Annotated in this window: 21 protein-coding genes; 9 read left to right on the top strand and 12 right to left on the bottom strand. The window is 61.5% G+C overall.

Annotated features, from left to right (window positions below; all coding sequences use genetic code 11):
- Window positions 1-5 precede the first annotated feature (5 nt).
- Entirely contained in the window at window positions 6-647 is a 642-nt protein-coding gene (locus ABJO61_RS10250; protein ID WP_348328057.1) for a DUF882 domain-containing protein, read from the top strand.
- Between the two features lie 55 nt (window positions 648-702).
- Here ABJO61_RS10250 and phbB read toward each other — a convergent pair whose 3' ends face one another.
- Together phbB and ABJO61_RS10240 are read right to left on the bottom strand one after the other, a co-directional pair.
- Window positions 703-1,428, bottom strand: a complete 726-nt coding sequence (gene phbB, locus ABJO61_RS10245) for an acetoacetyl-CoA reductase (RefSeq protein WP_348328054.1) — start codon at window positions 1,426-1,428, stop codon at window positions 703-705.
- 46 nt (window positions 1,429-1,474) lie between these two features.
- Entirely contained in the window at window positions 1,475-2,662 is a 1,188-nt protein-coding gene (locus tag ABJO61_RS10240) for an acetyl-CoA C-acetyltransferase (protein ID WP_348328051.1), read from the bottom strand.
- A 263-nt stretch (window positions 2,663-2,925) separates the two neighbouring features.
- Here ABJO61_RS10240 and phaR point away from each other — a divergent pair, with 263 nt between their 5' ends.
- Complete coding sequence (gene phaR, locus ABJO61_RS10235) at window positions 2,926-3,552, top strand: polyhydroxyalkanoate synthesis repressor PhaR (protein ID WP_348328048.1); 627 nt, start codon at window positions 2,926-2,928, stop codon at window positions 3,550-3,552.
- 3 nt (window positions 3,553-3,555) lie between these two features.
- On the opposite strand, the gene ABJO61_RS10230 is transcribed toward phaR, so the two are convergent.
- The gene (locus ABJO61_RS10230) at window positions 3,556-5,304 is read right to left on the bottom strand and encodes a bifunctional diguanylate cyclase/phosphodiesterase (RefSeq protein ID WP_348328045.1); all 1,749 of its coding nucleotides are present in this window, start codon (window positions 5,302-5,304) and stop codon (window positions 3,556-3,558) included.
- A gap of 292 nt (window positions 5,305-5,596) precedes the next feature.
- Here ABJO61_RS10230 and ABJO61_RS10225 point away from each other — a divergent pair, with 292 nt between their 5' ends.
- Window positions 5,597-5,932, top strand: coding sequence for a hypothetical protein (locus tag ABJO61_RS10225; protein ID WP_348328042.1), 336 nt, complete (start codon window positions 5,597-5,599; stop codon window positions 5,930-5,932).
- A gap of 13 nt (window positions 5,933-5,945) precedes the next feature.
- On the opposite strand, the gene ggt is transcribed toward ABJO61_RS10225, so the two are convergent.
- The 5 genes from ggt to ABJO61_RS10200 form a co-directional block, all read right to left on the bottom strand.
- Window positions 5,946-7,532 (bottom strand): gamma-glutamyltransferase, encoded by a 1,587-nt coding sequence (gene ggt, locus ABJO61_RS10220; RefSeq protein WP_348328581.1) that lies wholly within the window; start codon window positions 7,530-7,532, stop codon window positions 5,946-5,948.
- 8 nt (window positions 7,533-7,540) lie between these two features.
- Window positions 7,541-7,903 carry a hypothetical protein gene (locus ABJO61_RS10215; RefSeq protein WP_348328039.1) on the bottom strand — a complete coding sequence of 121 codons (363 nt, stop codon included), beginning with the start codon at window positions 7,901-7,903 and terminating at the stop codon, window positions 7,541-7,543.
- Between the two features lie 8 nt (window positions 7,904-7,911).
- A complete protein-coding gene (locus ABJO61_RS10210; RefSeq protein WP_348328036.1) occupies window positions 7,912-8,727 on the bottom strand; it encodes an enoyl-CoA hydratase-related protein in 816 nt (271 codons plus the stop codon).
- Window positions 8,728-8,790: 63 nt separating this feature from the next.
- Window positions 8,791-9,903 carry a YeiH family protein gene (locus ABJO61_RS10205; protein WP_348328033.1) on the bottom strand — a complete coding sequence of 371 codons (1,113 nt, stop codon included), beginning with the start codon at window positions 9,901-9,903 and terminating at the stop codon, window positions 8,791-8,793.
- The gene (locus ABJO61_RS10200) at window positions 9,904-10,707 is read right to left on the bottom strand and encodes an SDR family oxidoreductase (RefSeq protein ID WP_293329887.1); all 804 of its coding nucleotides are present in this window, start codon (window positions 10,705-10,707) and stop codon (window positions 9,904-9,906) included.
- Between the two features lie 180 nt (window positions 10,708-10,887).
- On the opposite strand from ABJO61_RS10200, the gene ABJO61_RS10195 reads away from it, so the two are divergent.
- From ABJO61_RS10195 to ABJO61_RS10180, 4 genes are read left to right on the top strand one after another with little or no spacing between them, the layout of a single operon-like run.
- Window positions 10,888-11,979: an alpha/beta fold hydrolase gene (locus ABJO61_RS10195; RefSeq protein ID WP_348328030.1), complete on the top strand. Its 1,092-nt coding sequence runs from the start codon at window positions 10,888-10,890 to the stop codon at window positions 11,977-11,979.
- A gap of 32 nt (window positions 11,980-12,011) precedes the next feature.
- Window positions 12,012-13,445: an aminodeoxychorismate synthase component I gene (gene pabB / locus ABJO61_RS10190; protein WP_348328027.1), complete on the top strand. Its 1,434-nt coding sequence runs from the start codon at window positions 12,012-12,014 to the stop codon at window positions 13,443-13,445.
- Window positions 13,442-14,041 carry an aminodeoxychorismate/anthranilate synthase component II gene (locus ABJO61_RS10185; protein WP_348328024.1) on the top strand — a complete coding sequence of 200 codons (600 nt, stop codon included), beginning with the start codon at window positions 13,442-13,444 and terminating at the stop codon, window positions 14,039-14,041. The genes pabB and ABJO61_RS10185 overlap by 4 nt, the downstream gene beginning before the upstream one ends.
- Window positions 14,038-14,886: an aminotransferase class IV gene (locus ABJO61_RS10180; RefSeq protein ID WP_348328021.1), complete on the top strand. Its 849-nt coding sequence runs from the start codon at window positions 14,038-14,040 to the stop codon at window positions 14,884-14,886. Before ABJO61_RS10185 ends, ABJO61_RS10180 begins: the two co-directional genes overlap by 4 nt.
- A 2-nt stretch (window positions 14,887-14,888) precedes the next feature.
- On the opposite strand, the gene ABJO61_RS10175 is transcribed toward ABJO61_RS10180, so the two are convergent.
- A complete protein-coding gene (locus tag ABJO61_RS10175; protein WP_348328018.1) occupies window positions 14,889-15,281 on the bottom strand; it encodes a hypothetical protein in 393 nt (130 codons plus the stop codon).
- Window positions 15,282-15,426: 145 nt separating this feature from the next.
- Here ABJO61_RS10175 and ABJO61_RS10170 point away from each other — a divergent pair, with 145 nt between their 5' ends.
- On the top strand, window positions 15,427-16,512 hold the full coding sequence (locus ABJO61_RS10170; RefSeq protein ID WP_348328015.1) for a M14 family metallopeptidase: 1,086 nt from the start codon (window positions 15,427-15,429) through the stop codon (window positions 16,510-16,512).
- Window positions 16,513-16,577: 65 nt separating this feature from the next.
- Here ABJO61_RS10170 and rpmF read toward each other — a convergent pair whose 3' ends face one another.
- The 3 genes from rpmF to ald all read right to left on the bottom strand — a co-directional run bounded on the left by rpmF (window position 16,578) and on the right by ald (window position 18,813).
- Entirely contained in the window at window positions 16,578-16,760 is a 183-nt protein-coding gene (gene rpmF / locus ABJO61_RS10165; protein WP_012110466.1) for a 50S ribosomal protein L32, read from the bottom strand.
- A 191-nt stretch (window positions 16,761-16,951) separates the two neighbouring features.
- A complete protein-coding gene (locus ABJO61_RS10160; protein WP_348328012.1) occupies window positions 16,952-17,554 on the bottom strand; it encodes an SPOR domain-containing protein in 603 nt (200 codons plus the stop codon).
- Window positions 17,555-17,694: 140 nt separating this feature from the next.
- Window positions 17,695-18,813 (bottom strand): alanine dehydrogenase, encoded by a 1,119-nt coding sequence (gene ald, locus ABJO61_RS10155; protein WP_348328009.1) that lies wholly within the window; start codon window positions 18,811-18,813, stop codon window positions 17,695-17,697.
- A gap of 284 nt (window positions 18,814-19,097) precedes the next feature.
- On the opposite strand from ald, the gene ABJO61_RS10150 reads away from it, so the two are divergent.
- Window positions 19,098-19,718, top strand: coding sequence for a CoA pyrophosphatase (locus ABJO61_RS10150; RefSeq protein WP_348328006.1), 621 nt, complete (start codon window positions 19,098-19,100; stop codon window positions 19,716-19,718).

Raw genomic sequence — 19,718 nt, 5'->3', positions numbered from 1 at the left:
TTGCCATGATCGAAAAATCCGCATCGGGACTTTTTCTGCCGACACGCCGCAAGGCGCTTGCACTGGGCCTTGGCGTGGCGGGTCTTCTGGCGGCGCCTTCCATCCTTCGCGCGGACACGCCGCACAAACGGACGCTCCGGCTCCAGAGCCTCAACTCAGGCGAAAAGCTCACCGTTACCTACTGGACGGACAAGGGCTACGAAGAGGATGCGTTGAAGCGCGTCTCGTGGTTCATGCGCGACCTGCGCACGGGCGGCGTCCATGACGTGCATCCGGGCCTTCTCGACCTGCTCTGGGAGATCGACACCAATACGCGCTCGAAGAACCCGATTTACACCATGTCCGGCTATCGCTCGCCGGAAACGAACGACTGGCTCTTCCATCGCGGCAACGGCGTCGATCCCGGCAGCTTCCACATGCGCGGCATGGCGATGGACATCACGCAGGATTTCCTCGACCCCGAAGAGGTTTACCGCGTGGCAAAAAAACTCGGCAAGGGTGGCGCGGGCTTCTACCCGACAAAGACGCCTTATGCTCATGTCGATATCGGCCCGCCCGACAGCTGGCTCTATCCCGGCATGCCACGCGCCGGTCGCGACGACGAATACGACCGGATGCAAGAGAAAATCGAACAGCAAAGCGGCTGAAACGAAAAACGCCCCGGAGATATCCGGGGCGTTTTCTTGTCATATGCGGGAGAGCCTATCCCGCGATGTACTGCGCGCCATTTGCCGTGATCGTGGCACCGGTAACGAAGCTCGCCTTCTCGTCGGCAAGGAAGGCAACGCAATGCGCGATTTCCTCCGCCTTGCCGAGGCGGCCGACCGGGATCGTCGAGATGATGCCTTCCAGCACCTTTTCCGGCACCGCCGCCACCATGTCGGTGTCGACATAGCCCGGCGCAATGCAGTTCACCGTGACTCCCTTGCGCGCAACTTCCTGCGCCAGCGCCTTGGTAAAGCCGATGACGCCGGCCTTCGCCGCGGAATAATTGGTCTGCCCCATCTGGCCCTTCTGGCCATTGATCGACGAGATGTTGACGATGCGCCCGAAACCGCGCTCGCGCATGCCGTTGATGAGCGGCTGGCACATGTTGAACATGGAATCGAGATCGACGGCCATGACCTCGCGCCACTGCGCGGGCGTCATCTTGTGCAGCATGCCGTCTCGCGTAATGCCCGCATTGTTGACCAGCACATCGACCGGACCGAGTTCTGCCTCGACCGAGCCAATGCCTTTCACGCACGCGTCATAGTCGCCCACATTCCACTTGTAGACATTGACACCATGCTCTTTCGAGAAGGCCGCCGCTGCTTCATCGTTGCCGGCATAGTTGGCGGCCACCTTGTAGCCGGCATTCTTCAGCGCGACCGAAATCGCGGCGCCGATGCCGCGTGTACCGCCCGTCACGAGCGCAACTTTGGTCATTGTCGGTTATCCCCGTCCTGGAAGTTTCTGTAAGCCGATGCAAAGCTCAGCGTTCGACGCAAAGTGCGATACCCATGCCACCGCCAATGCAGAGCGTGGCGAGCCCTTTCTTCGCATCGCGCTTCTCCATTTCGTGAAGAAGCGTGACAAAGACGCGGGCACCGGACGCGCCGATCGGATGGCCGATGGAAATCGCACCGCCATTCACATTGACGATCTCCGGGTTCCAGCCGAGATCCTTGTTGACCGCAAGTGCCTGCGCCGCAAAGGCCTCGTTGGCTTCCACGAGATCGAGATCGTCGACCGTCCAGCCCGCCTTCTTGAGCGCCGCGCGCGAGGCCGGGATCGGTCCCGTTCCCATGACGGCCGGATCGACGCCCGCCTGCGCCCAGGAGACGATGCGGCCGAGCACCTTGTGGCCTTCCTTTTCAGCGCGTTCCGCGCTCATCAGCACAACTGCGGCAGCGCCATCATTGATGCCGGACGCATTCGCCGCCGTCACCGTACCGCCATCCTTCTGGAAGGCAGGCTTCAGGCCCTGAATACCTTCGAGTGTCACGCCATGCTTGATGAACTCGTCGCTGTCGACCACCGTCTCGCCCTTGCGCGACTTGATGGTGACGGGAACGATTTCATCCTTGAAACGGCCGGCCTTCTGCGCGGCCTCCGCCTTGTTCTGCGAGGCAACGGCAAAAGCATCCTGTTCCTCGCGCGTGATCTGCCAGCGCGCGGCGACATTCTCGGCGGTCTGCCCCATGTGATAGCCATTGAAGGCATCCCAGAGCCCGTCCCGGATCATCGTATCGACGAACTGCATATCGCCCATTTTCTGGCCCGCGCGGAGATAGGCTGCATGAGGCGCCTGGCTCATGCTTTCCTGACCGCCCGAGACCACGACCTCGCTGTCGCCATTGACGATGGCCTGATATCCGAGCGCAACGGCGCGAAGCCCCGAGCCGCAAAGCTGGTTGACGCCCCAGGCCGGCACTTCAACGGGAAGCCCGGAATTGATAGAGGCCTGGCGAGCCGGATTCTGGCCCTGACCGGCCTGCAGGATCTGGCCGAGGATGACCTCGGAAACCGCATCCTTTTCGATCCCCGCCCGCTCGATGGCCGAAGAAACGGCGATACGGCCAAGTTCATGCGCGGGCAGGCCCGAGAGAGCGCCGTTGAATGAGCCGACGGGCGTACGCGCCGCGCCGACAATGACCACCTCGGTACCGGATTTGCTCATGGCTTGCTCCCTGGAACCGGCCTCGACGGGCCGAAAGATTATGTGGCTCCCGCCCGGCGCCCGCGGTTGCCGGCTGCAGATGGCCGGGACGCGGTAGCGCTGTTTTCGGTGCATCGCAATGCGGGGCTTGCGCACCGCAACAATACCGCGTCACAATGCCAAATGACAGGGGGCAAGGGACCGTTGCGGCAAGCAAAATGCCGTCACCCGTAAAAAGGTGGGCCCGATGCGACAACATTGTAAAACGAGAGATTGGGACAGCCGTGGCAAAAAAGACTTCATCCACGGACGATGATGTCATCGTTATCAAGAAATACGCGAACAGGCGGCTCTACAACACTTCGACCTCGAGCTATGTGACGCTCGACCATCTCTGCGAGATGGTAAAGCAGAGCAAGGAGTTCGTGGTCCGGGATGCGAAGACGGGCGACGACATCACCCGCTCCGTACTGACGCAGATCATTTTCGAGGAAGAGGGCAAAGGGCAGAACCTGCTCCCGATCAACTTCCTCAGACAGCTGATCCGCTTCTATGGCGACAGCCTGCAGGGCTTTATCCCGTCCTATCTCGAAATGAGCATGAACAGCTTTTCGAAGGAGCAGGAAAAGCTGCGCAACCGCGTGACAAGCGCGCTGGGCGGCCGCGAGCGGCTGAGCCAGTTCGAGGACCAGATTCGCCAGAATCTTGAGGTTTTCGATAATGCCATGCGCATGTTCTCGCCCTTTGGCCGGCCGGGCGCCGGTGCAGGCGAGCGCGGGGGGAAGGACCAGCAGAAGCCTGATCCGGCAGAGGCATCCGAAAGCGGCGAAAAGCGCGACGACGAGCTCGATGAACTCAAGAAGCAGCTTTCCCAGATGCAGGCCCAGCTTGAGGCGCTGTCGAAAAAGTAAGGCTCAGGCGACCGTTCGGTGGCCAGAGAAGCTCGCGACTGATCCTGGCAACGACATGGCGGGCTCTCCAAGATAGAAGCCCTGGAGATATTCCACGCCCAGTGACCTCAGCATCTCGACTTCCTCGGCATTGCTGACCCATTCGGCGACCGTCGGCAGGTTGAAGTTCTGCGCAAGGTTCACGAGTGTGCGCACGAAGAACTGATTGTCTGGGTTGGTCACAAGGTCGATCACGAATGATCCGTCGATTTTTACCAGGTCCACATCGAGCATCTTGAGGTTGCGGAAAGACGTGTAGCCCGCGCCGAAATCGTCGATGGCAATCTGGCACCCCAGATCGCGGAAGGTCGCGACGAATTCGGTCAGTTCCGAAACCTCCTGGATCGCCACCGTTTCGGTGATTTCGATGACGAGCCGCCGCGCAAGGTTGCTGTCTGCGGCAAGGAAGCTGGCAAGCGTTTCGCGCCAGAGACGATCGCTCGTCGTGCGCCCGGACACGTTGAGCGAGAGCCGGACATCCGGCCGCTCACGCAGCGTCTGGATGGCAAGCTCCATCACGCGATAGTCGAGAAGCCCGATCAGCCCCAACTTTTCCGCCACCGGCACAAAATGTCCGGCCGCCAGAATATTGCCGTCCGGCTGCACCATGCGAACGAGACATTCATAGATAACCGTCTCGCCGCTCTTCGCATCGACGATTGGCTGGTAGGCAATGCGGATACGCTTGTCATTAAGGGCGGTGATAAGTTCGTCGGCGACATTGATGTTGCGCAACCTCGTCTTTTCGCGTTCGCGCGAGGGTGTATAGACGACATGGCTGTCGCGAAGCCGCTGCTTCGCTGCAACGAGCGCCTCCTCCGCGCGGGCAAGCGCCTGGTCGACACTCGATGCATGACCGGGAAGCGCAATCGAGCCCGCTGAAACCGTGACGGAAACGGGACCACGCGCCGTCATCACAACCTTGTCGCGCACCTCGGCAAGCAGCCGTTCGGAAATGCCCCCAAGCCGTTCTTCATTGCAGTTACGCAGGATAAGGCCGAATTTGTTACCCGCATAGCGGCCAAGCGCATCGCCGCGTCGCGCAAGCGAAGTCAGCCGCTGGCCGACATGGACAATCACTTCGTCGGCCACATCGAAGCCGAAGGCATCGTTGATGAGAGCGAGGTTATCGACAGCAATGAGCAGAAAAGCGGAATTCTGGCGGCCGCGCTGGGAAGCGATCATCGCATCCGTCAGCGCTTCCTTCATGCGCACCCGGTTCAACAGACCTGTCAGTTCGTCATAGGTCGACAGGCGCACGAGCTCTTCCTCGCGCTTGTGGCGCTCATCGATCGCACGCAACACGCCAATAGCGCTCGCCGGTGCGCCATCGCTTCCGCCATACCACCGGCCGCGATCCTCGACCCAGCGCATACCGCCGAAGTCGTCGCGTATCTGGTATTCGAGTTCGTAAGGCACCCCGCCGCCCGTGTCGCTTTCGCGCGAGCGGCAAATCTGTTCGTAGCGGCTCACGCCCTCGCTTGCGATGCGTGCGGCAAAATCACGATGTGTGGATATCCTGGAAATGTCGGAGATGCCGAGAAGTTGCACGGCCCCCGCGCCCCAACTCAAGACATCCTCGCCGATCGACCACTTGTAGGCAGCATCACCTACAGCGTTCACAGCATTCTCCAGAAGATCATCGCCCGTCTTCATGGGTTCGCCGCTATACGCCACGCCGACTCTGCCCGCTTCCTGCGTCTTCGAGTCCACAACACCGCTCCTGCCGTGTTTAGTTTACTTGGGCACACCGCCCGATCAGGACGCTTCCTGCATCCATTCCGGTCATACTCAGGCAGCAGCCGTTAAAATTTCGAGAAGTGGCTAGGCGACTAAAAGCTTAAAAATGCTGGTTAATTCACGCAGATTGTTCCGTTCCAGCACAACCCGTTGCATTTAAGCGCAGCTATCCGCGGCAGGATTCTTGCGATGCTCGTGCGAACAGGTTCATTCTCCAGTGCGGTACTCGTACGCAACGGCGGCAATAGTGGTAAATGGAAAAAAGATGACGGGAGTGGAGCGCATAGAGCGGACGCGCCGCGCCTTGCCCGCCCCGAGGCGGGCGGAAGAAACGCCGCCCGTGAAGCGCAGCGACCCAGCGCCGCTTCCCCGAACATCGGCCCCCACCCACGCTGCCCTTGGCAGACCCGATCTCACAGCGACCCGTCCCGTCGCCGCCTTCCTCGCGCAATATATCGATCAGCACTGGGCCTGGCCGCGCTCTCCCGAGCGCAAGGAAGAAAAGCGCCGCGAAGCAACCTCCGCCTATATCGGCGCGGACATGCTTCCCGATCTCCTCGCGGAAACGCTCCGCAGCGGACATCACCGGCGCAAGCTGTAACTTCTTCTGAAAATCAGTAGCCGATGGCGGCACCGTCCTTGCGCGGGTCGGAGCCGCCGGCGAGCGTGCCCCGTTCATGGTCGATGACGATAGCCTGCCCGCCGCCATGCGGCAGGAACGCGTCTTTCACCTCGTGACCGCGCGCCGCGAGCCCGTCCCGCGCTTCGGCGGACAGACCGTGCTCGACCTCGATCCCTTTGCCCGCGGGAAAGGCTCGCGTGCTGTCGAGTGCCTGCTGCACATCCATCCCGTAGTCCAGCATGTTGGTCACGACATGCGCATGACCGACCGCCTGATAGGCTCCGCCCATCACGCCGAAGGGCATGACCGCGCGCCCCTTCTCGACAAGCATAGCGGGGATAATCGTGTGGAGCGGCCGCTTGCCGCCTGCCACGCAATTGAGATGCCCTTCTTCCATCACGAAGCCCGAACCCCGGTTCTGAAACATGACGCCGGATTTCGGTGCGCAAATCCCGGAGCCGAAACCGAAGAAGAGCGAGTTGATGAAGGAGACCGCATTGCGATCCTTGTCCACGACGGTGAGATAGACCGTGTCGCGATTGAGCGGATCGCGCACCGTGCCCAGATCCTCGATACGCCGGTTAGGGTCGATCCGCGCCGCCAGTTCTTCCGCCGTTTCCCGCGATAGCAGCCGCTCCACCGGCACTTCGCCAAAATCGGGGTCGGCGACATAGCGGTCGCGCATGTCATAGGCGAGGCGCGCCGCCTCCATTTCATAGTGGAAGCGTGCGGCGCCATGCGGGTCGAGCCCGTCGACCTCCGTGCATGAAAGAATGTTGAGCATCAGCAATGCCGTGATGCCCTGCCCGTTTGGCGGAATTTCGCAGATTTCCCGCCCGCGATACCGGGTGCGGATCGGCTCTACATAGTTGCACTTCGTCGCCGCGAAATCCTCGGCCGTGTGAAAACCGCCCATGCGGCGAAGTTTCTCCACCATATCCCCGGCGAGCGGCCCTTCGTAAAAGGCGTCGCGCCCCTTCGCACCGATAAGCCGAAGTGTCTCCGCCAGCACCGGCAGACGAAACTTTTCCCCGACGGCAGGAGCCTTGCCGTCCTTCGTGAATTGGGCAACGGCATCCGCATCGTGCGCGAGATGGCCTTCCAGAAAATGCCACTCGGTGCCGATGCGCGGCGCAACGGCAAAACCTTCTTCGGCAAGCCGGATCGCAGGCTCGAAGACCCGGCCAAGCTCCATCGTGCCGTGATCGGCGAGAAGCCGTGCCCATGCATCGACCGCGCCCGGCACGGTGACGGCATGAACGCTGTTGAGTCCGAGATCGCCACCGGCGGATTTCAGCTTTTCCAGCGAGAGCGCTTTTGGCGAACGGCCAGACCCGTTGAGACCGATAATATCCCCGCCGCCGCCTTTCGACAGAATGGCGAAGCAGTCGCCGCCGATGCCCGTATTATAAGGCTCGACGACACAGAGAACGGCACTCGCCGCAATCGCCGCGTCGACCGCATTGCCGCCCGCACGCATGATCGAGACAGCCGCTTCGGCGGCAAGCGGCTGCGAGGTCGCACACATGCCGTTGACGCTGTGAACCGTGGAACGGCCGGGCAGATGAAAATCGCGCATCGAAGTACTCAACTGTTTCGCGTGGCGAGGATTAGAGATTGAAGGTCGGCCACCGCACGCTCGATCCGTTCGAGGTGGGCATCCATTTCAGCAAGTTTCGCCATCACGGCACTATCGCCGGCTTGTCCCGCGGCGGTGGGAGAAGATGGAACCGGCGTCGAAACCCCTGCCTTGTTTGCGACATCCGCGGGCGGGGCTGCAAGAAGCTGCGCAAGCACACTCACTTCATGATGTGCGAGTTCACGCTGGTCTTTCCATATCTCGTCGACCTGCGCGCGAGAAAGACGAAGGGCGGCCGCAACTTCATCCCGCGTCCGCCCGGTCTCCCTCAGCTTCGCATCGAACCATTCCTGATCGAAGAAAAGCGCCATGATTTCTCTCAACGTCCCCTGAAAACAGGCGGCCGCTTCTCAAGGAAACTGCTTACGCCTTCGCGGTGATCTTCCGTCTGGAAGAGTTTACCCAGCGTACCGCTTACCCAGCTACCGATTTCGCGCAAGTCGCCATAGGAGGTCCGGCGAAGCCCTTCTTTCATGAAACGAAGAGCAAGCGGTGCGTTGACGGCGATCCTGCCCGCCAGCGCCAGCGCGCGCTCCAGCAACTCGTCATGAGGCACCACCTCGCTGACAAGCCCGATGCGCGCGGCCTCCGCCGCATCGATGACATCGCCGGTGAAAAGAAGCTCCGCTGCCTTTGCCGGGCCGACAATGGCAGGCAGACGCCAGAGCCCGCCGACATCGGTGATCAGCCCGCGCTTGATGAAGATTTCCCCGAACTTCGCTTGTTCCGATGCAATGCGAATATCCGCAAAGAGCGTGAGCTCCATGCCCCAGCCGACGGCGGCGCCATTGACCGCCGCTATCACCGGCCTGTCGCATTCGAGCGCGGCAACGGCGGCAGGCGTCGGCTCGGGACGCACACTGGTGAGCCTCGCCACGCTCTGCTCGTGCTGCTCGCCCGTCATCATCTCCTTCACATCCTCGCCGGAACAGAAGGCAGGATCCGAGCCTGTGACCACGACACAGCGAACGTCCGGGTCGGCGGAGGCGGCGCGAAACGACGCTTCCACCTCGTCATAGGCACGGCGGTTCAGCGCGTTGCGCCGTTCCGGCCGGTTGATGGTGACGATCGCAACATGGTCTCGAACCTCATAGAGAACGCATGTGAATTCCGAGGGCGCAATGCGCGGCATCATGACTTCCTCCCTTTCGGCTTCTTTCCTCCGAGCCTAACGGCAGCACAGGCGGGAGCAAGACATTCAGATGAGGAACTCCACGGCAATCAGCACGAGTGCCGCAATCCAGAAAGTTTCGGCAAGCATGAGACCGACCGGCCGCCAGCCCGTTGACGCAAGGTCGCCAAAGGATGTCTTCATGCCAAGCGCGGCAATGGCGGTGACGAGACACCAGCGCGAGACATCCGTCGCAGCGTCAATCACGGGAGGTGAAAGCAGGCCGAAACTGTTGACGGCGACAAGCGCCGCGAACCCGACAAGAAATACCGGCACAAGGCGAGCACCGCCTGCCGCCTTGCCCCCGCTTGTGCGGCTGACAACGAAGGCAATGCAGAAGACCACGGGAAGCAGCATCGCCACCCGCAGAAGCTTCACATATGTGGCGACATCGCCCGTCTCCACCGAAACCATGTAGCCGGCGCCAACGACCTGGGCCACATCGTGGATCGTACCGCCGAGAAATATCCCCGCCCGCGTGTCGTCGAGACCGATAGCACCGACGAAAACCGGATAGAAGATCATGGCAAGCGTCGAAAGCGCGGTGATCGCAACCACGGTAAGGATTGTATCGCGCTCGCCTTCTTCTCGCTGCGGCAGAACAGAGGCAATCGCCAGCGCTGCCGATGCCCCGCAGATGGCAACGGCACCGCCCGACAAAACCCCGAAAAGCGATTTGAGACCTAGAAGCCGCGAAAGCAGAATACCGACAAGGATCGTCGTCGCAACACCGGCGATGACCGTAAAGACGGGGACAACCCCGAGGCTCGCGATCTCGCCCGCCGTGATCCTGACGCCCAGCAGCGCCACACCGACCCGCAGGATCGTGCGCGAGGAAAACTCGATCCCGGCAACGCAACGGCCTTCTTCATGAAGAAAGTGGAACGCCATACCGAAGAGAAGCGCGAACAGCATGACGGGCGCACCGTAATGCTGTGACAGCCAGGAAGAAGCGAGTGCGATCGTGACCGCCACAAGAACGCCGGGATAGACGGCGTGTATGAGCACACCCTTCGGCAACCGGTGGAGAAGCGAATGCGAGGACGGCACGCTGTGCTCGGCCCTCACAATTCCTTCCATACTCTCCAGCGATTCAAGCTGCTTCAGGGAGCGGGGCGTACCGCGGTCGGGCGATGTCATTCAGGCAAACTCGCCAAGCGCATCTGCACCGGCATCGCCGAGCTTCGATCCGCCATCGCAATCGACGATGGTGCCGGTGATGTATTTCGCGTTGTCCGTCGAAAGGAAAAGCGCGGTGTCGGCGATATCGGTCTTGGTGCCGTAGTCGCGCATCGCGATGCGGGATTTGATCGCCGTTTCCATTTCTGGCGTCGGTGCGAGGCGCGCCATACCCTCCGTATCCGCGATGGGCCCCGGGGATATCGCATTGACGCGAACGCCCGCCGGGCCCCACTCCATCGCAAGGCACTTCGTCAGCATGTTTATGCCCGCCTTCGCCGCACAGACATGCGACTGGAAAACGCTGGGGTTCACCGCCTGCGGTGCGGTGATCGAGATAAGCGAGGCGCCTGGCCTGTTCAGATACTGGAAGGAAGCGCGCAGCACGTTAAAAGTACCGATGAGGTCGATATCGACCACCGTCTTGAAACCATTGGACGACATACCGAGCGCGGGGGCCACGAAGTTGCCTGCAGCACCCGAAATCACGATGTCCAGATTGCCGAGTTTTTCGCGCGCCTGGGCCATTGCCTGATCGACCGAATTGAAATCACGAACATCGGCCGCCATGCCGATGGCCTCATGGCCTTCATCCGTAATGGTCTTCGCCGCAGCGACGATTTTTTCGTGACTGCGGCTGATAAGCGCGACCTTGGCGCCCGCCCGCGCAAAATGCTGCGCGATGCCGAGATTGATACCGCTCGACGCGCCGGCAACGAAAGCCACCTTTCCCGCCAGCACCTGATCCTTGAATGCGTCAGTCATAATTCGTCTCCTTTGAGAACCGCGCGCAGCGCCTGATTTTGTCCGCATCAAGCCTGTAATTCAGGCCTCTCGCAACCCCGCGGCCCATTTGTAGAGCGCCGGTCAACCCACTAGACTGCGCCCGCGCCCGGCTTCCGCAGCGGAAAGAGCGGGACAGTGCAGGAAAGGGCTGAAAGCATCATGGCGATCGTGAAGGGAGTGGCAATTCTCCTGGTGGCGCTTCTCCTCATCATGTTCATGAGCTTCTGGGCGGCCGGCCGCGCGCGCGCGCCGCTGGATGCCGAAGCGCGCGCCCAACTCGAAGCTGACGGTAACGCCTATGATTTCGTGACGCTGCCTTCCGGCACTGTTCACTATCGGCTTGAAGGGCCGGACGCCGGCCCCGTCATCGTGCTGATTCATGGATTCTCTACGCCCTCCATCGTCTGGGAGGACTATTTCAAGCCGCTGACGGCCGCGGGCTATCGTGTCCTCGCCTATGACAATTTCGGGCGCGGCCTCTCCGACCGGCCTGATGCGGTCTACAATGCCGACCTCTTCGACAGGCAACTCGCGGAACTGATCGAAGCGCTGAAGATCGACCGGCGCATCGACCTTGTCGGCTATTCCATGGGCGGCGCCATCGCGACGATCTTCGCGGCGCGCCACCCCGAATTCGTGCGGTCGCTGACGCTGATCGCGCCCGCGGGTCTCGGCGTCGCGACAAACGAGGACGCCGAACTGCTGAAACGTCCGCTCATCGGCGACTGGATCGTCCGTCTCTTCGGCACCCGCATCTTCTACAGCGCCGCCTCGCAGGAAGCTGCAAGCGCGCCGAACCCCGGCGCTTTCCTGGCGGGGTTCAGCCGTCAGCTCGACTATCGCGGCTATGGCGACGCGCTGCTTTCCACCATGAGGTATTATCCGCTCACGGGCGCCGATGCCTTCTTTGCGAAAGTCGGAGAATCGGAAATGCCCGTTCTTGCCATCTGGGGCGAAGCAGACGAAACCGTGCCTTACGAAAATGCAGAAAAACTCATGAGCCTCATGCCGCAAGCGCAGCTTCGCTCCTATTCCGGTACCGGGCACAACATCGCCTTTGCCAGACCCGGGCTGGTAAGCGGCCTTATCGAGGATTTTCTCAAGGTGCAGGATGCGAGGGTCACATCCGGCGGCATGGGCGGCAAACCGCGCGGGCCGCTGACGCGGCTCGAGTCACGACGCTGCGGAAGCTGCAGCCACGAGGCGCCGGAAGATGGTGCATTCGACGTTGAGCGGCCTTCCACAGAATAGAAAAACCGTTGGCGAATGAGAGTATTCGGGTAATGAAGCCGCTCGTCGAAGAGCTGGAATGGGTCGCGCCGCATGATTTGTTTCATGCTCTGGCAGCAGACCCTTTCGCGCTTTTCCTCGATAGCGCTACAGCGGGACCGGAGCGCGATCCCGCGCTGCACGGACGATGGAGTTTCATCGCAATCGAACCCTTTCAGCACCTTGTCTGGCGGCATGGCGAAAACGGAAAACCATTCGATCTCCTGAAGGACACGCTCGCCTCTCTCGCACCAGTCGAAACCGGCAGCACCACAACGCCCTTTCCAGGCGGGGCGGCAGGGTTTTTCGGCTATGGCCTTGGGAGAACGCTGGAGCACCTGCCGCCGGAAGACCGGCCCTTTGCCATCGACGACCAGCATTTTCCAGACATGGCTCTCGGATTCTACGACCTCGTGCTCGCCTTCGACATGGTACAAAACCGCGCCTTCATCGTTTCGACGGGGCTTCCCGAAAGCAAGCCTGCCGCACGGTTGAAGCGCGCGGAAACACGCATGGAGAAAATGCGCAAGCGGATATCGTCGCTGTCAAATCCGTCAGCTTTCATCCCGTCGGCGCTGCCGGAAATCGCATCGAACTTCACGCGCGAAGGCTATGAGCGCGCAGTGGCACAGGTCATCGGCTACATACACGCCGGGGATATTTTCCAGGCAAACCTCTCGCAACGCTTCGAGGCGGAACTCGGCAAGGAAGATACGCCATACGGACTCTATTTGCGCCTGCGCGAGGCAAGCCCCGCTCCCTTCTCGTCCTTTTTCAATTTCGGCGAAGGCGCGATCGTATCTTCGTCGCCGGAGCGATTCCTCCTCTGCCGCGAAGACCTGGTCGAAACCAAGCCGATCAAGGGCACAAGGAAACGCGGCACAACACGCGCTGAAGATGAGAGGCTCGCGGCCGAACTTCTCACCTCCGAAAAGGACCGCGCGGAAAACGTGATGATCGTGGACCTGTTGCGCAACGACATTTCGCGTGTCTGCGAGGATAACTCAGTGACGGTGGACAAGCTCTGCGAGCTCGAAAGCTTCGCCAATGTGCACCATCTCGTGTCGACGGTGCGGGGAAAACTGCGCGCAGGAAAATCCTCAACAGACCTTCTTGCCGCCTGCTTTCCCGGCGGTTCGGTCACAGGCGCACCGAAGCGCCGTGCCATGGAAATCATTGCTGAACTGGAACCGACCGCGCGCGGTCCCTATTGCGGCGCCATCGGTTATCTCGGTGCCGATGGCAGCATGGACAGCGCCATCACGATCCGCACCATGACCGTGAAAGACCGGCGCGTCACCTTTCAGGCAGGCGGCGGCATCGTGGCGGATTCCGAACCTGCCGCGGAATACGAGGAAACGCTGGCAAAGGCACGTGATATGCGGCGCGCACTCGGCGACGGCCAAACACGCGAAGAAAAACCGCTCCTGACGGGACAGCGTGCATGATCCTCGTCATCGATAATTTCGACAGCTTCGTTCACAATCTCGCCCGCTATGTCGGCGAACTCGGCCACGAACGCCGTACAATCCGCACGGATAAAATCTCGGTCGATGAAGCGCTGTCATTGACACCGCAGGCCATCATTCTCTCGCCCGGCCCCTGCGGCCCGGACAAGGCGGGAATTTCCGTTCCCCTCGTGAAGGCAGCGGCGGCGCACGGCATTCCGCTGCTCGGCGTCTGCCTTGGCCACCAGGCGGTGGCGGCGGCTTTCGGCGGGCGTATCCTGCGCGCGGCGAAGCCTGTGCATGGCAAGCCATCGCGCATTTATCATGAAGGCGAGGATATTTTCGCGGGCTTGCCTTCTCCTTTCACCGCCGGCCGCTATCATTCGCTTGTTGCTGAACTTCCGGCAAGCGGAGTGCTTCGTGCCACCGCACATACGCAAGACGGCGTGTTGATGGCGCTTGCACATGACGAACTGCCGATATTCGGTGTGCAGTTTCACCCCGAATCCGTGCTGACCGAACACGGGCACGCGCTACTCGCCAATTTCTTCCGGCTCGCAAAAGTTGTGCCGCAGGGAGCAAGGATAAGCGCATGAAAATCTGGCTCAACGGTTCGATTTCCGATGCGCGGGATGCGCGTATCGATCCCGCCGACCGGGGATTTCTCCTCGGTGACGGCCTGTTCGAAACCATGCTGGCGCTGCATGGACATATCCTGTTCGCAGACGAGCACATGCTGCGTCTTGGCACGTCCTCGAATTTGATAGGGCTGCCGCTCCCCTATTCTCTCGCCGAAATCGAGATGGCATGTGCCGACCTGCTGGACGAAAACGAAATGGACGAAGCGCCTCGCGCCTCGCTTCGCGTGACCGTGACACGAGGCCCCGCACCGCGCGGGCTAGCACTCCCCGTGGAGCCGAAGCCGACCGTGCTCATCACTTGCGCGGCAACGGGCGAAGCGCCAGTGCGAACGTCTCTGGTGACGGCAACGCCGAGGCGCAACCCCTGGTCGCCTTCGTCGCGGCTGAAGGCGCTCCCCTATCTCGATAATCTGCTCGCAAAGGAAGAGGCGCGGGAGAAAGGCGCGGACGACGCACTGCTGCTCGATACGAACGGCAACATCGCCTGCACGAGCGCAGCGAATATTTTTCTCTGGGAAGGCGACAGACTTGTCACCCCCTCCACGAATTGCGGCATCCTGCCCGGTATCACCCGCGCGGCCCTGCTCGAACTCGCGCCGGAGATGGGAATTGAATCAAGGGAAGAGGAGATCGCGGCGGCACGACTGGCGCGCATATCCGGCGCTTTCGTGACGAACAGCCTTGTCGGCATTGTGCCGGTCACGAATATCGACGGGCGGGATATTCCCGCCCATCCACTGACAGCCCGCCTCGCCGCGGCATACGAGCTTCTGCTCGACGCCGCAGACGAAGAAGACTGAGATTATTCGCCGACGGTGAAGTCTCGGCGAGCCGCCGTGATGGTGACGGTGAACCCGGCGATCACGTCGAACAGCGCAAGCAGGACGAGCGCGAAGAAGGTGGAGGTGCCGAACTGCGGCAGCACGATGAACTGGACCAGCGCAATCAGCAGGACCAGCATCGAAAGCGCATGATTGACGATGGTGGATGCGCCCGTCTTCGTCGCGTTGATGAGTTCGAGGAAGAGCAGGAGAAGACCGGCATAGAGGATGAGGTCGCCGACCGAGATCGTCCACACCGCCCCCGAAATCAGCGAGATTGAGGTGATCTGCGATTCCATCGACAGCCCGGTCAGGTAGATGACGACGTTATAGATGATGATGACGATTGCCATCAGCGGCAGCGTACCAAGCATAGTTGAACCCTCTCATTGCCCCCACAAACTGGTCTCTTATGTGCCAGTCTAACACAGTTTTGGCACCATAACCCGCCCAGATGACTGCTTGGCGACAAAGCCGGGATGAGTTGCTGCATACGAACAACACCAGGGAAAAACCCAATTGACCTCTGCATCGCATTATTTTTCAGGAACTTACCGTGAAGCGCGCGCCCGTTTTCTCGATGCGGCGCGCGCGGCGGGTGCGCGCATTAACCATCACGAGCACCCGCTGAAAGGGCCCGAAGGTGAAACGCTGGCAACCGATGTCGCACGGCTGGGGCCGGAGGATGCGACCCGTATTCTCGCCATCGGCTCGGGTACGCATGGCGTTGAAGGCTATTGCGGCTCAGGTGTGCAGACGGCACTGCTTTCGGAAGGCTTTGCCACGCAACTGCCCAAGAGCACGGCGCTTGTTTTCGTCCATGCGATCAATCCTTACGGCTTCGCCTGGAACCGGCGCGTGAACGAGAACAATGTCGACCTCAACCGCAACTTCATCGATCACGCGAAACCGCACCCCGAAAACCCGGGCTATGAGGAACTGGCGGATGCGATCAACCCGCCCGACTTGTCCCCGGAGGCAATGGCGCAGAGCCGCGAACGCATGCGCGCCTATGCCGGGAAACACGGACACCGCGCCATGCAGCACGCGCTGAGCGCGGGGCAATACACACATCCGGACGGCGTTCAGTTCGGCGGGCTGGAGCCTGTCTGGTCGAACAGGACGCTGCGCAGGATCGTGCGCGAGGAAATGGGGAAAGCGGAGCGCACTGTCTTCGTCGATATCCACACCGGCCTTGGCGAGCGCGGCCACGGCGAGATGATTTGCGTAGAACCTGAAACGAGTGCGGCTTACGAGAGAATGCACCGCTGGTGGGGCAGCATCGTGCATTCGACGGTCGGCGGCGCGTCGGTTTCCTCCGACGTACCGGGCTCGATCCCCGTCTGCTTCGCGGAAGAACTGAAGGGACACGAAGTGACCGCCGGCGGGCTTGAGTTCGGCACCGTGCCGATCCGCGAGGTGACGGTGGCGCTCCAGTCGGACAACTGGCTCCACCAGAATGGCGGCGCGGCAAATCCGAAAGCGGCCGAAATCGGCAAGCTCATCCGCGATGCATTCTATGTCGACGAGCCAGACTGGAAGGAAATGGTGACGGCGCAGACGCGCGATATTTGCCTCGCCGCGCTGAAGGGGCTTCAGGACTAGCACGCACAAACAAAAACGCCGCCCCGAAGGACGGCGTTTCGAAATCTGCTTGAAGAGGAAGAGGCTTATTCGCCCTTCGGCTTCAGGATCTGCTTGCCGCGATACATGCCGCTCTTCAGGTCCACGTGATGGGGACGGTGCAGCTCGCCCGAATCCGGGTTCTCGACATAGGCCGGCTGCTTCAGAGCATCGGCCGAACGGCGCATGCCGCGCTTCGACGGGGTGGTTTTCCTCTTGGGGACGGCCATGGGCTTCGCTCCGATTGCTCCGCGAGCGGCCCGCCATCTGCGGACGCCTGCCCTCGCGAAAAAGGCTTTGAAAACAGAATATTGGCCATGCCCGGCGGCGCTGCTCGCAGCGCCGGACGGCCTTTGGCGGGCCTTATACAGCGAAAGCGGGCGAAAAGTCCATAAGCCCCCGCCCGAAATCCGGCCCGCGCCTAGTTCAGATGGATAATGGCGCACTCATCGGCAGATACGGCAGCCCGGGCACAGGCGCTCTGGGCGCTCCGTTCGCTGGCGAAGGGGCCCATACGAACGCGGTGAACCTCATCGCCCGAAATCTGCGCCGTATCGATGGACACGCGCTCGCCGGGCTTGAGGTCCGGTTCACGGCCCAGAATGTCGAAATAGCGGCGGCTGGCGCGGTCGATGGTCGAATAGGAGCCGACCTGCGCGTAATAGCGCCCCGACGGCGCGGCCAGCGATGCGACCTGAACGGAACCGGACGACGAACGCCCCGGGCGGGCCAGCGGCTTGGGCACAGAAGAGGTGATGGAACCGGTGACAAACCCCGCATAGGGATCGTCATTCCAGGCAATCTGCGTGTATTGGGGCCTCGCGGCGGGACGCGGCGCGCTGACCGGAACGGCGACGGCGGTCTCGACCAGACGGTCCATGCCCCCCCGGTCGTAAACCCGAACCTCCTGACGCTCGCGCGGCCCGGTATCGACGAGCCCGCGCTCCTTCTGCACCACGAAAAGCGCCACGAGTATTGCGCCAAGCACCAGCCAGAAGCGGTCACGCTGAGCCTTTTCGAACATATCTGCCCCCATCCCGATTGCCGCCGAGGCGGCTCATGGGAGGAGACTCGCGCCATATGGTTAACTCACACTTAAACTGGCCCGAAACGGCACAATTTATTCCCGGTTCTCAGAAAATATGAATTATTTCAATGGCTTGATCAGGACGCCAAAACGCCCGCCGCATCGCGCCACGCAACGCCGAGCGCGTCCGAAACCGCCCTGTAGGTCAGATCGCCCTTGTGAACATTAAGCCCGGCAAGGAGATGCGGGTTGTCGAGCATGGCCTGACGGTAGCCCTTGTCCGCGAGCGCCAGCGTGAAGGGCAGCGTCGCGTTGTTGAGGGCGAAGGTCGAGGTCCGCGCGACAGCACCCGGCATGTTGGCGACGCAATAGTGAACCACGTCATGCTTCACATAGGTGGGGTCGGCATGGGTGGTTGCGTGCGAGGTCGCAAAGCAGCCGCCCTGATCGATGGCGATATCGACCAGCACCGATCCCTTCTTCATCTGCTTCACCATGTCCTCGGTCACGAGCTTCGGCGCGGCGGCACCCGGCACCAGCACGGCGCCGATCACGAGATCCGCACCGAGCACGCTCTCCTCGATCGCATCAACCGTCGAATAGATCGTGTTGAGGCTGGGGCCGAACTGCATGTCGAGTTCGTAGAGGCGGTGAAGGTTGAGATCGATGACGGTGACATGGGCTTCAAGGCCCATCGCCATGCGCGCGGCATTGGTACCCGATACGCCGCCGCCGAGAATGACGACCTTCCCCGCAGGCACACCCGGCACACCGCCCAGCAGCATGCCGCGCCCGCCCTGCGCAATCTCAAGGCAATGCGCGCCCGCCTGGATCGACATGCGGCCCGCGACTTCCGACATCGGCGCTAGCAAGGGCAGGCCGCCATGTCTGTCGGTCACCGTTTCATAGGCGATGGCAATGCAGCCCGATTCCACAAGGCCGCGCGCCTGCTCGGGGTCGGGCGCGAGATGCAGATAGGTGAAGATGATCTGGCCTTCGTGAAGCTGCTTCCACTCGGATGGCTGCGGCTCCTTCACCTTCACGATCATGTCGGAAGTCGCAAAAATCTCTTCCGCCGCATCGATGATCTTCGCGCCGGCGGCCTCGTATTGCTCGTCGAAAAGGCCGATGCCGAAGCCCGCCCCCTTCTGCACGAAGACCTCATGTCCGTGATGCACCGCCTCGCGGACGGCAGGCGGCGTCATGCCGACGCGATACTCGTGAACCTTGATTTCCTTGGGGACGCCGATGCGCATGGGATGCCTCGTGAGGGGATGAACGCGAAAAAGTGTAGCGCGCGGAAGGAGCGCTACCAAGGTGGGGCATGGAGCCAATCGCGGGCAGCCGTTTAATATTCTGATCAAGCCGTGAGCGGCCGGACAAACGAACAACCGAGAGAGTGCCCGTAGAAATGCATTGCTGCCGTAGAAAGGGGCAACATACATCACGGCACCGTCACAAATATGTCCGCTATCTTAAACACCCGATACGACGGCGGCACCGCGCGTCCTCTTGTGCTAGTCAGGAGCGGGGAGCAGCCATGACTTATTTGTTCGGCGATGAATTGCGAGACGAGATCGAGGCGAGGCTTCGCGGCTTTCCGCGCGCGGAACTCCAGCAAGGCGAGCTGAAGCGCGCCGCGGTTGTCATCACCGTGATCCCGCACGGTCCGCAGGCCGGCTTCCTGCTGACACGGCGCGCGCCGAGGATGAACGCCCATGCGGGCCAATGGGCGCTGCCGGGCGGACGGCTCGACAAGGGCGAGGACGCGGCGGAGGCGGCATTGCGCGAGTTGCGCGAAGAAATCGCACTCGACATCGCCCCCGCCCAAGTGCTTGGAATGCTTGACGATTATCCGACGCGGTCGGGCTATCTCATCACGCCGGTGGTGGTCTGGGCAGCCGACACGAGCGCCATGACGCCGAACCCCGGCGAGGTCGCCTCGATCCACCCCTTCGCGCTCGATGAACTGACAAGGGCGGACTCGCCCATCTTTCTCGAAATACCGGAAAGCGAGCGGCCCGTGATCCGGCTCCTCATCGGCGAGAGCCACGTGCATGCGCCGACGGCAGCCGTGCTCTATCAGTTTGGAGAAGTCGGATTGCGCGGGAGAGAAACCCGCGTGGCGGAACTCGAACAGCCCGTCTGGGCCTGGCGCTGA

Origin of the sequence: Parvibaculum sp., assembly GCF_039973015.1 — a bacterium.
Classification (GTDB): Bacteria; Pseudomonadota; Alphaproteobacteria; order Parvibaculales; family Parvibaculaceae; genus Parvibaculum.
This window is presented reverse-complemented; position numbering and strand designations above follow the sequence as displayed.

Bases quoted from the DNA above. Each gene is read 5' to 3' on its own strand.
- ABJO61_RS10250 (WP_348328057.1), top strand. From the start codon at position 6: ATGATCGAAAAATCCGCATCGGGACTTTTTCTGCCGACACGCCGCAAG.
- phbB (WP_348328054.1), bottom strand. From the start codon at position 1,428: ATGACCAAAGTTGCGCTCGTGACGGGCGGTACACGCGGCATCGGCGCC.
- ABJO61_RS10240 (WP_348328051.1), bottom strand. From the start codon at position 2,662: ATGAGCAAATCCGGTACCGAGGTGGTCATTGTCGGCGCGGCGCGTACG.
- ABJO61_RS10225 (WP_348328042.1), top strand. From the start codon at position 5,597: ATGACGGGAGTGGAGCGCATAGAGCGGACGCGCCGCGCCTTGCCCGCC.
- ggt (WP_348328581.1), bottom strand. From the start codon at position 7,532: ATGCGCGATTTTCATCTGCCCGGCCGTTCCACGGTTCACAGCGTCAAC.
- ABJO61_RS10215 (WP_348328039.1), bottom strand. From the start codon at position 7,903: ATGGCGCTTTTCTTCGATCAGGAATGGTTCGATGCGAAGCTGAGGGAG.
- ABJO61_RS10210 (WP_348328036.1), bottom strand. From the start codon at position 8,727: ATGATGCCGCGCATTGCGCCCTCGGAATTCACATGCGTTCTCTATGAG.
- ABJO61_RS10205 (WP_348328033.1), bottom strand. From the start codon at position 9,903: ATGACATCGCCCGACCGCGGTACGCCCCGCTCCCTGAAGCAGCTTGAA.
- ABJO61_RS10200 (WP_293329887.1), bottom strand. From the start codon at position 10,707: ATGACTGACGCATTCAAGGATCAGGTGCTGGCGGGAAAGGTGGCTTTC.
- ABJO61_RS10195 (WP_348328030.1), top strand. From the start codon at position 10,888: ATGGCGATCGTGAAGGGAGTGGCAATTCTCCTGGTGGCGCTTCTCCTC.
- pabB (WP_348328027.1), top strand. From the start codon at position 12,012: ATGAAGCCGCTCGTCGAAGAGCTGGAATGGGTCGCGCCGCATGATTTG.
- ABJO61_RS10185 (WP_348328024.1), top strand. From the start codon at position 13,442: ATGATCCTCGTCATCGATAATTTCGACAGCTTCGTTCACAATCTCGCC.
- ABJO61_RS10180 (WP_348328021.1), top strand. From the start codon at position 14,038: ATGAAAATCTGGCTCAACGGTTCGATTTCCGATGCGCGGGATGCGCGT.
- ABJO61_RS10175 (WP_348328018.1), bottom strand. From the start codon at position 15,281: ATGCTTGGTACGCTGCCGCTGATGGCAATCGTCATCATCATCTATAAC.
- rpmF (WP_012110466.1), bottom strand. From the start codon at position 16,760: ATGGCCGTCCCCAAGAGGAAAACCACCCCGTCGAAGCGCGGCATGCGC.
- ABJO61_RS10160 (WP_348328012.1), bottom strand. From the start codon at position 17,554: ATGTTCGAAAAGGCTCAGCGTGACCGCTTCTGGCTGGTGCTTGGCGCA.
- ald (WP_348328009.1), bottom strand. From the start codon at position 18,813: ATGCGCATCGGCGTCCCCAAGGAAATCAAGGTTCACGAGTATCGCGTC.
- ABJO61_RS10150 (WP_348328006.1), top strand. From the start codon at position 19,098: ATGACTTATTTGTTCGGCGATGAATTGCGAGACGAGATCGAGGCGAGG.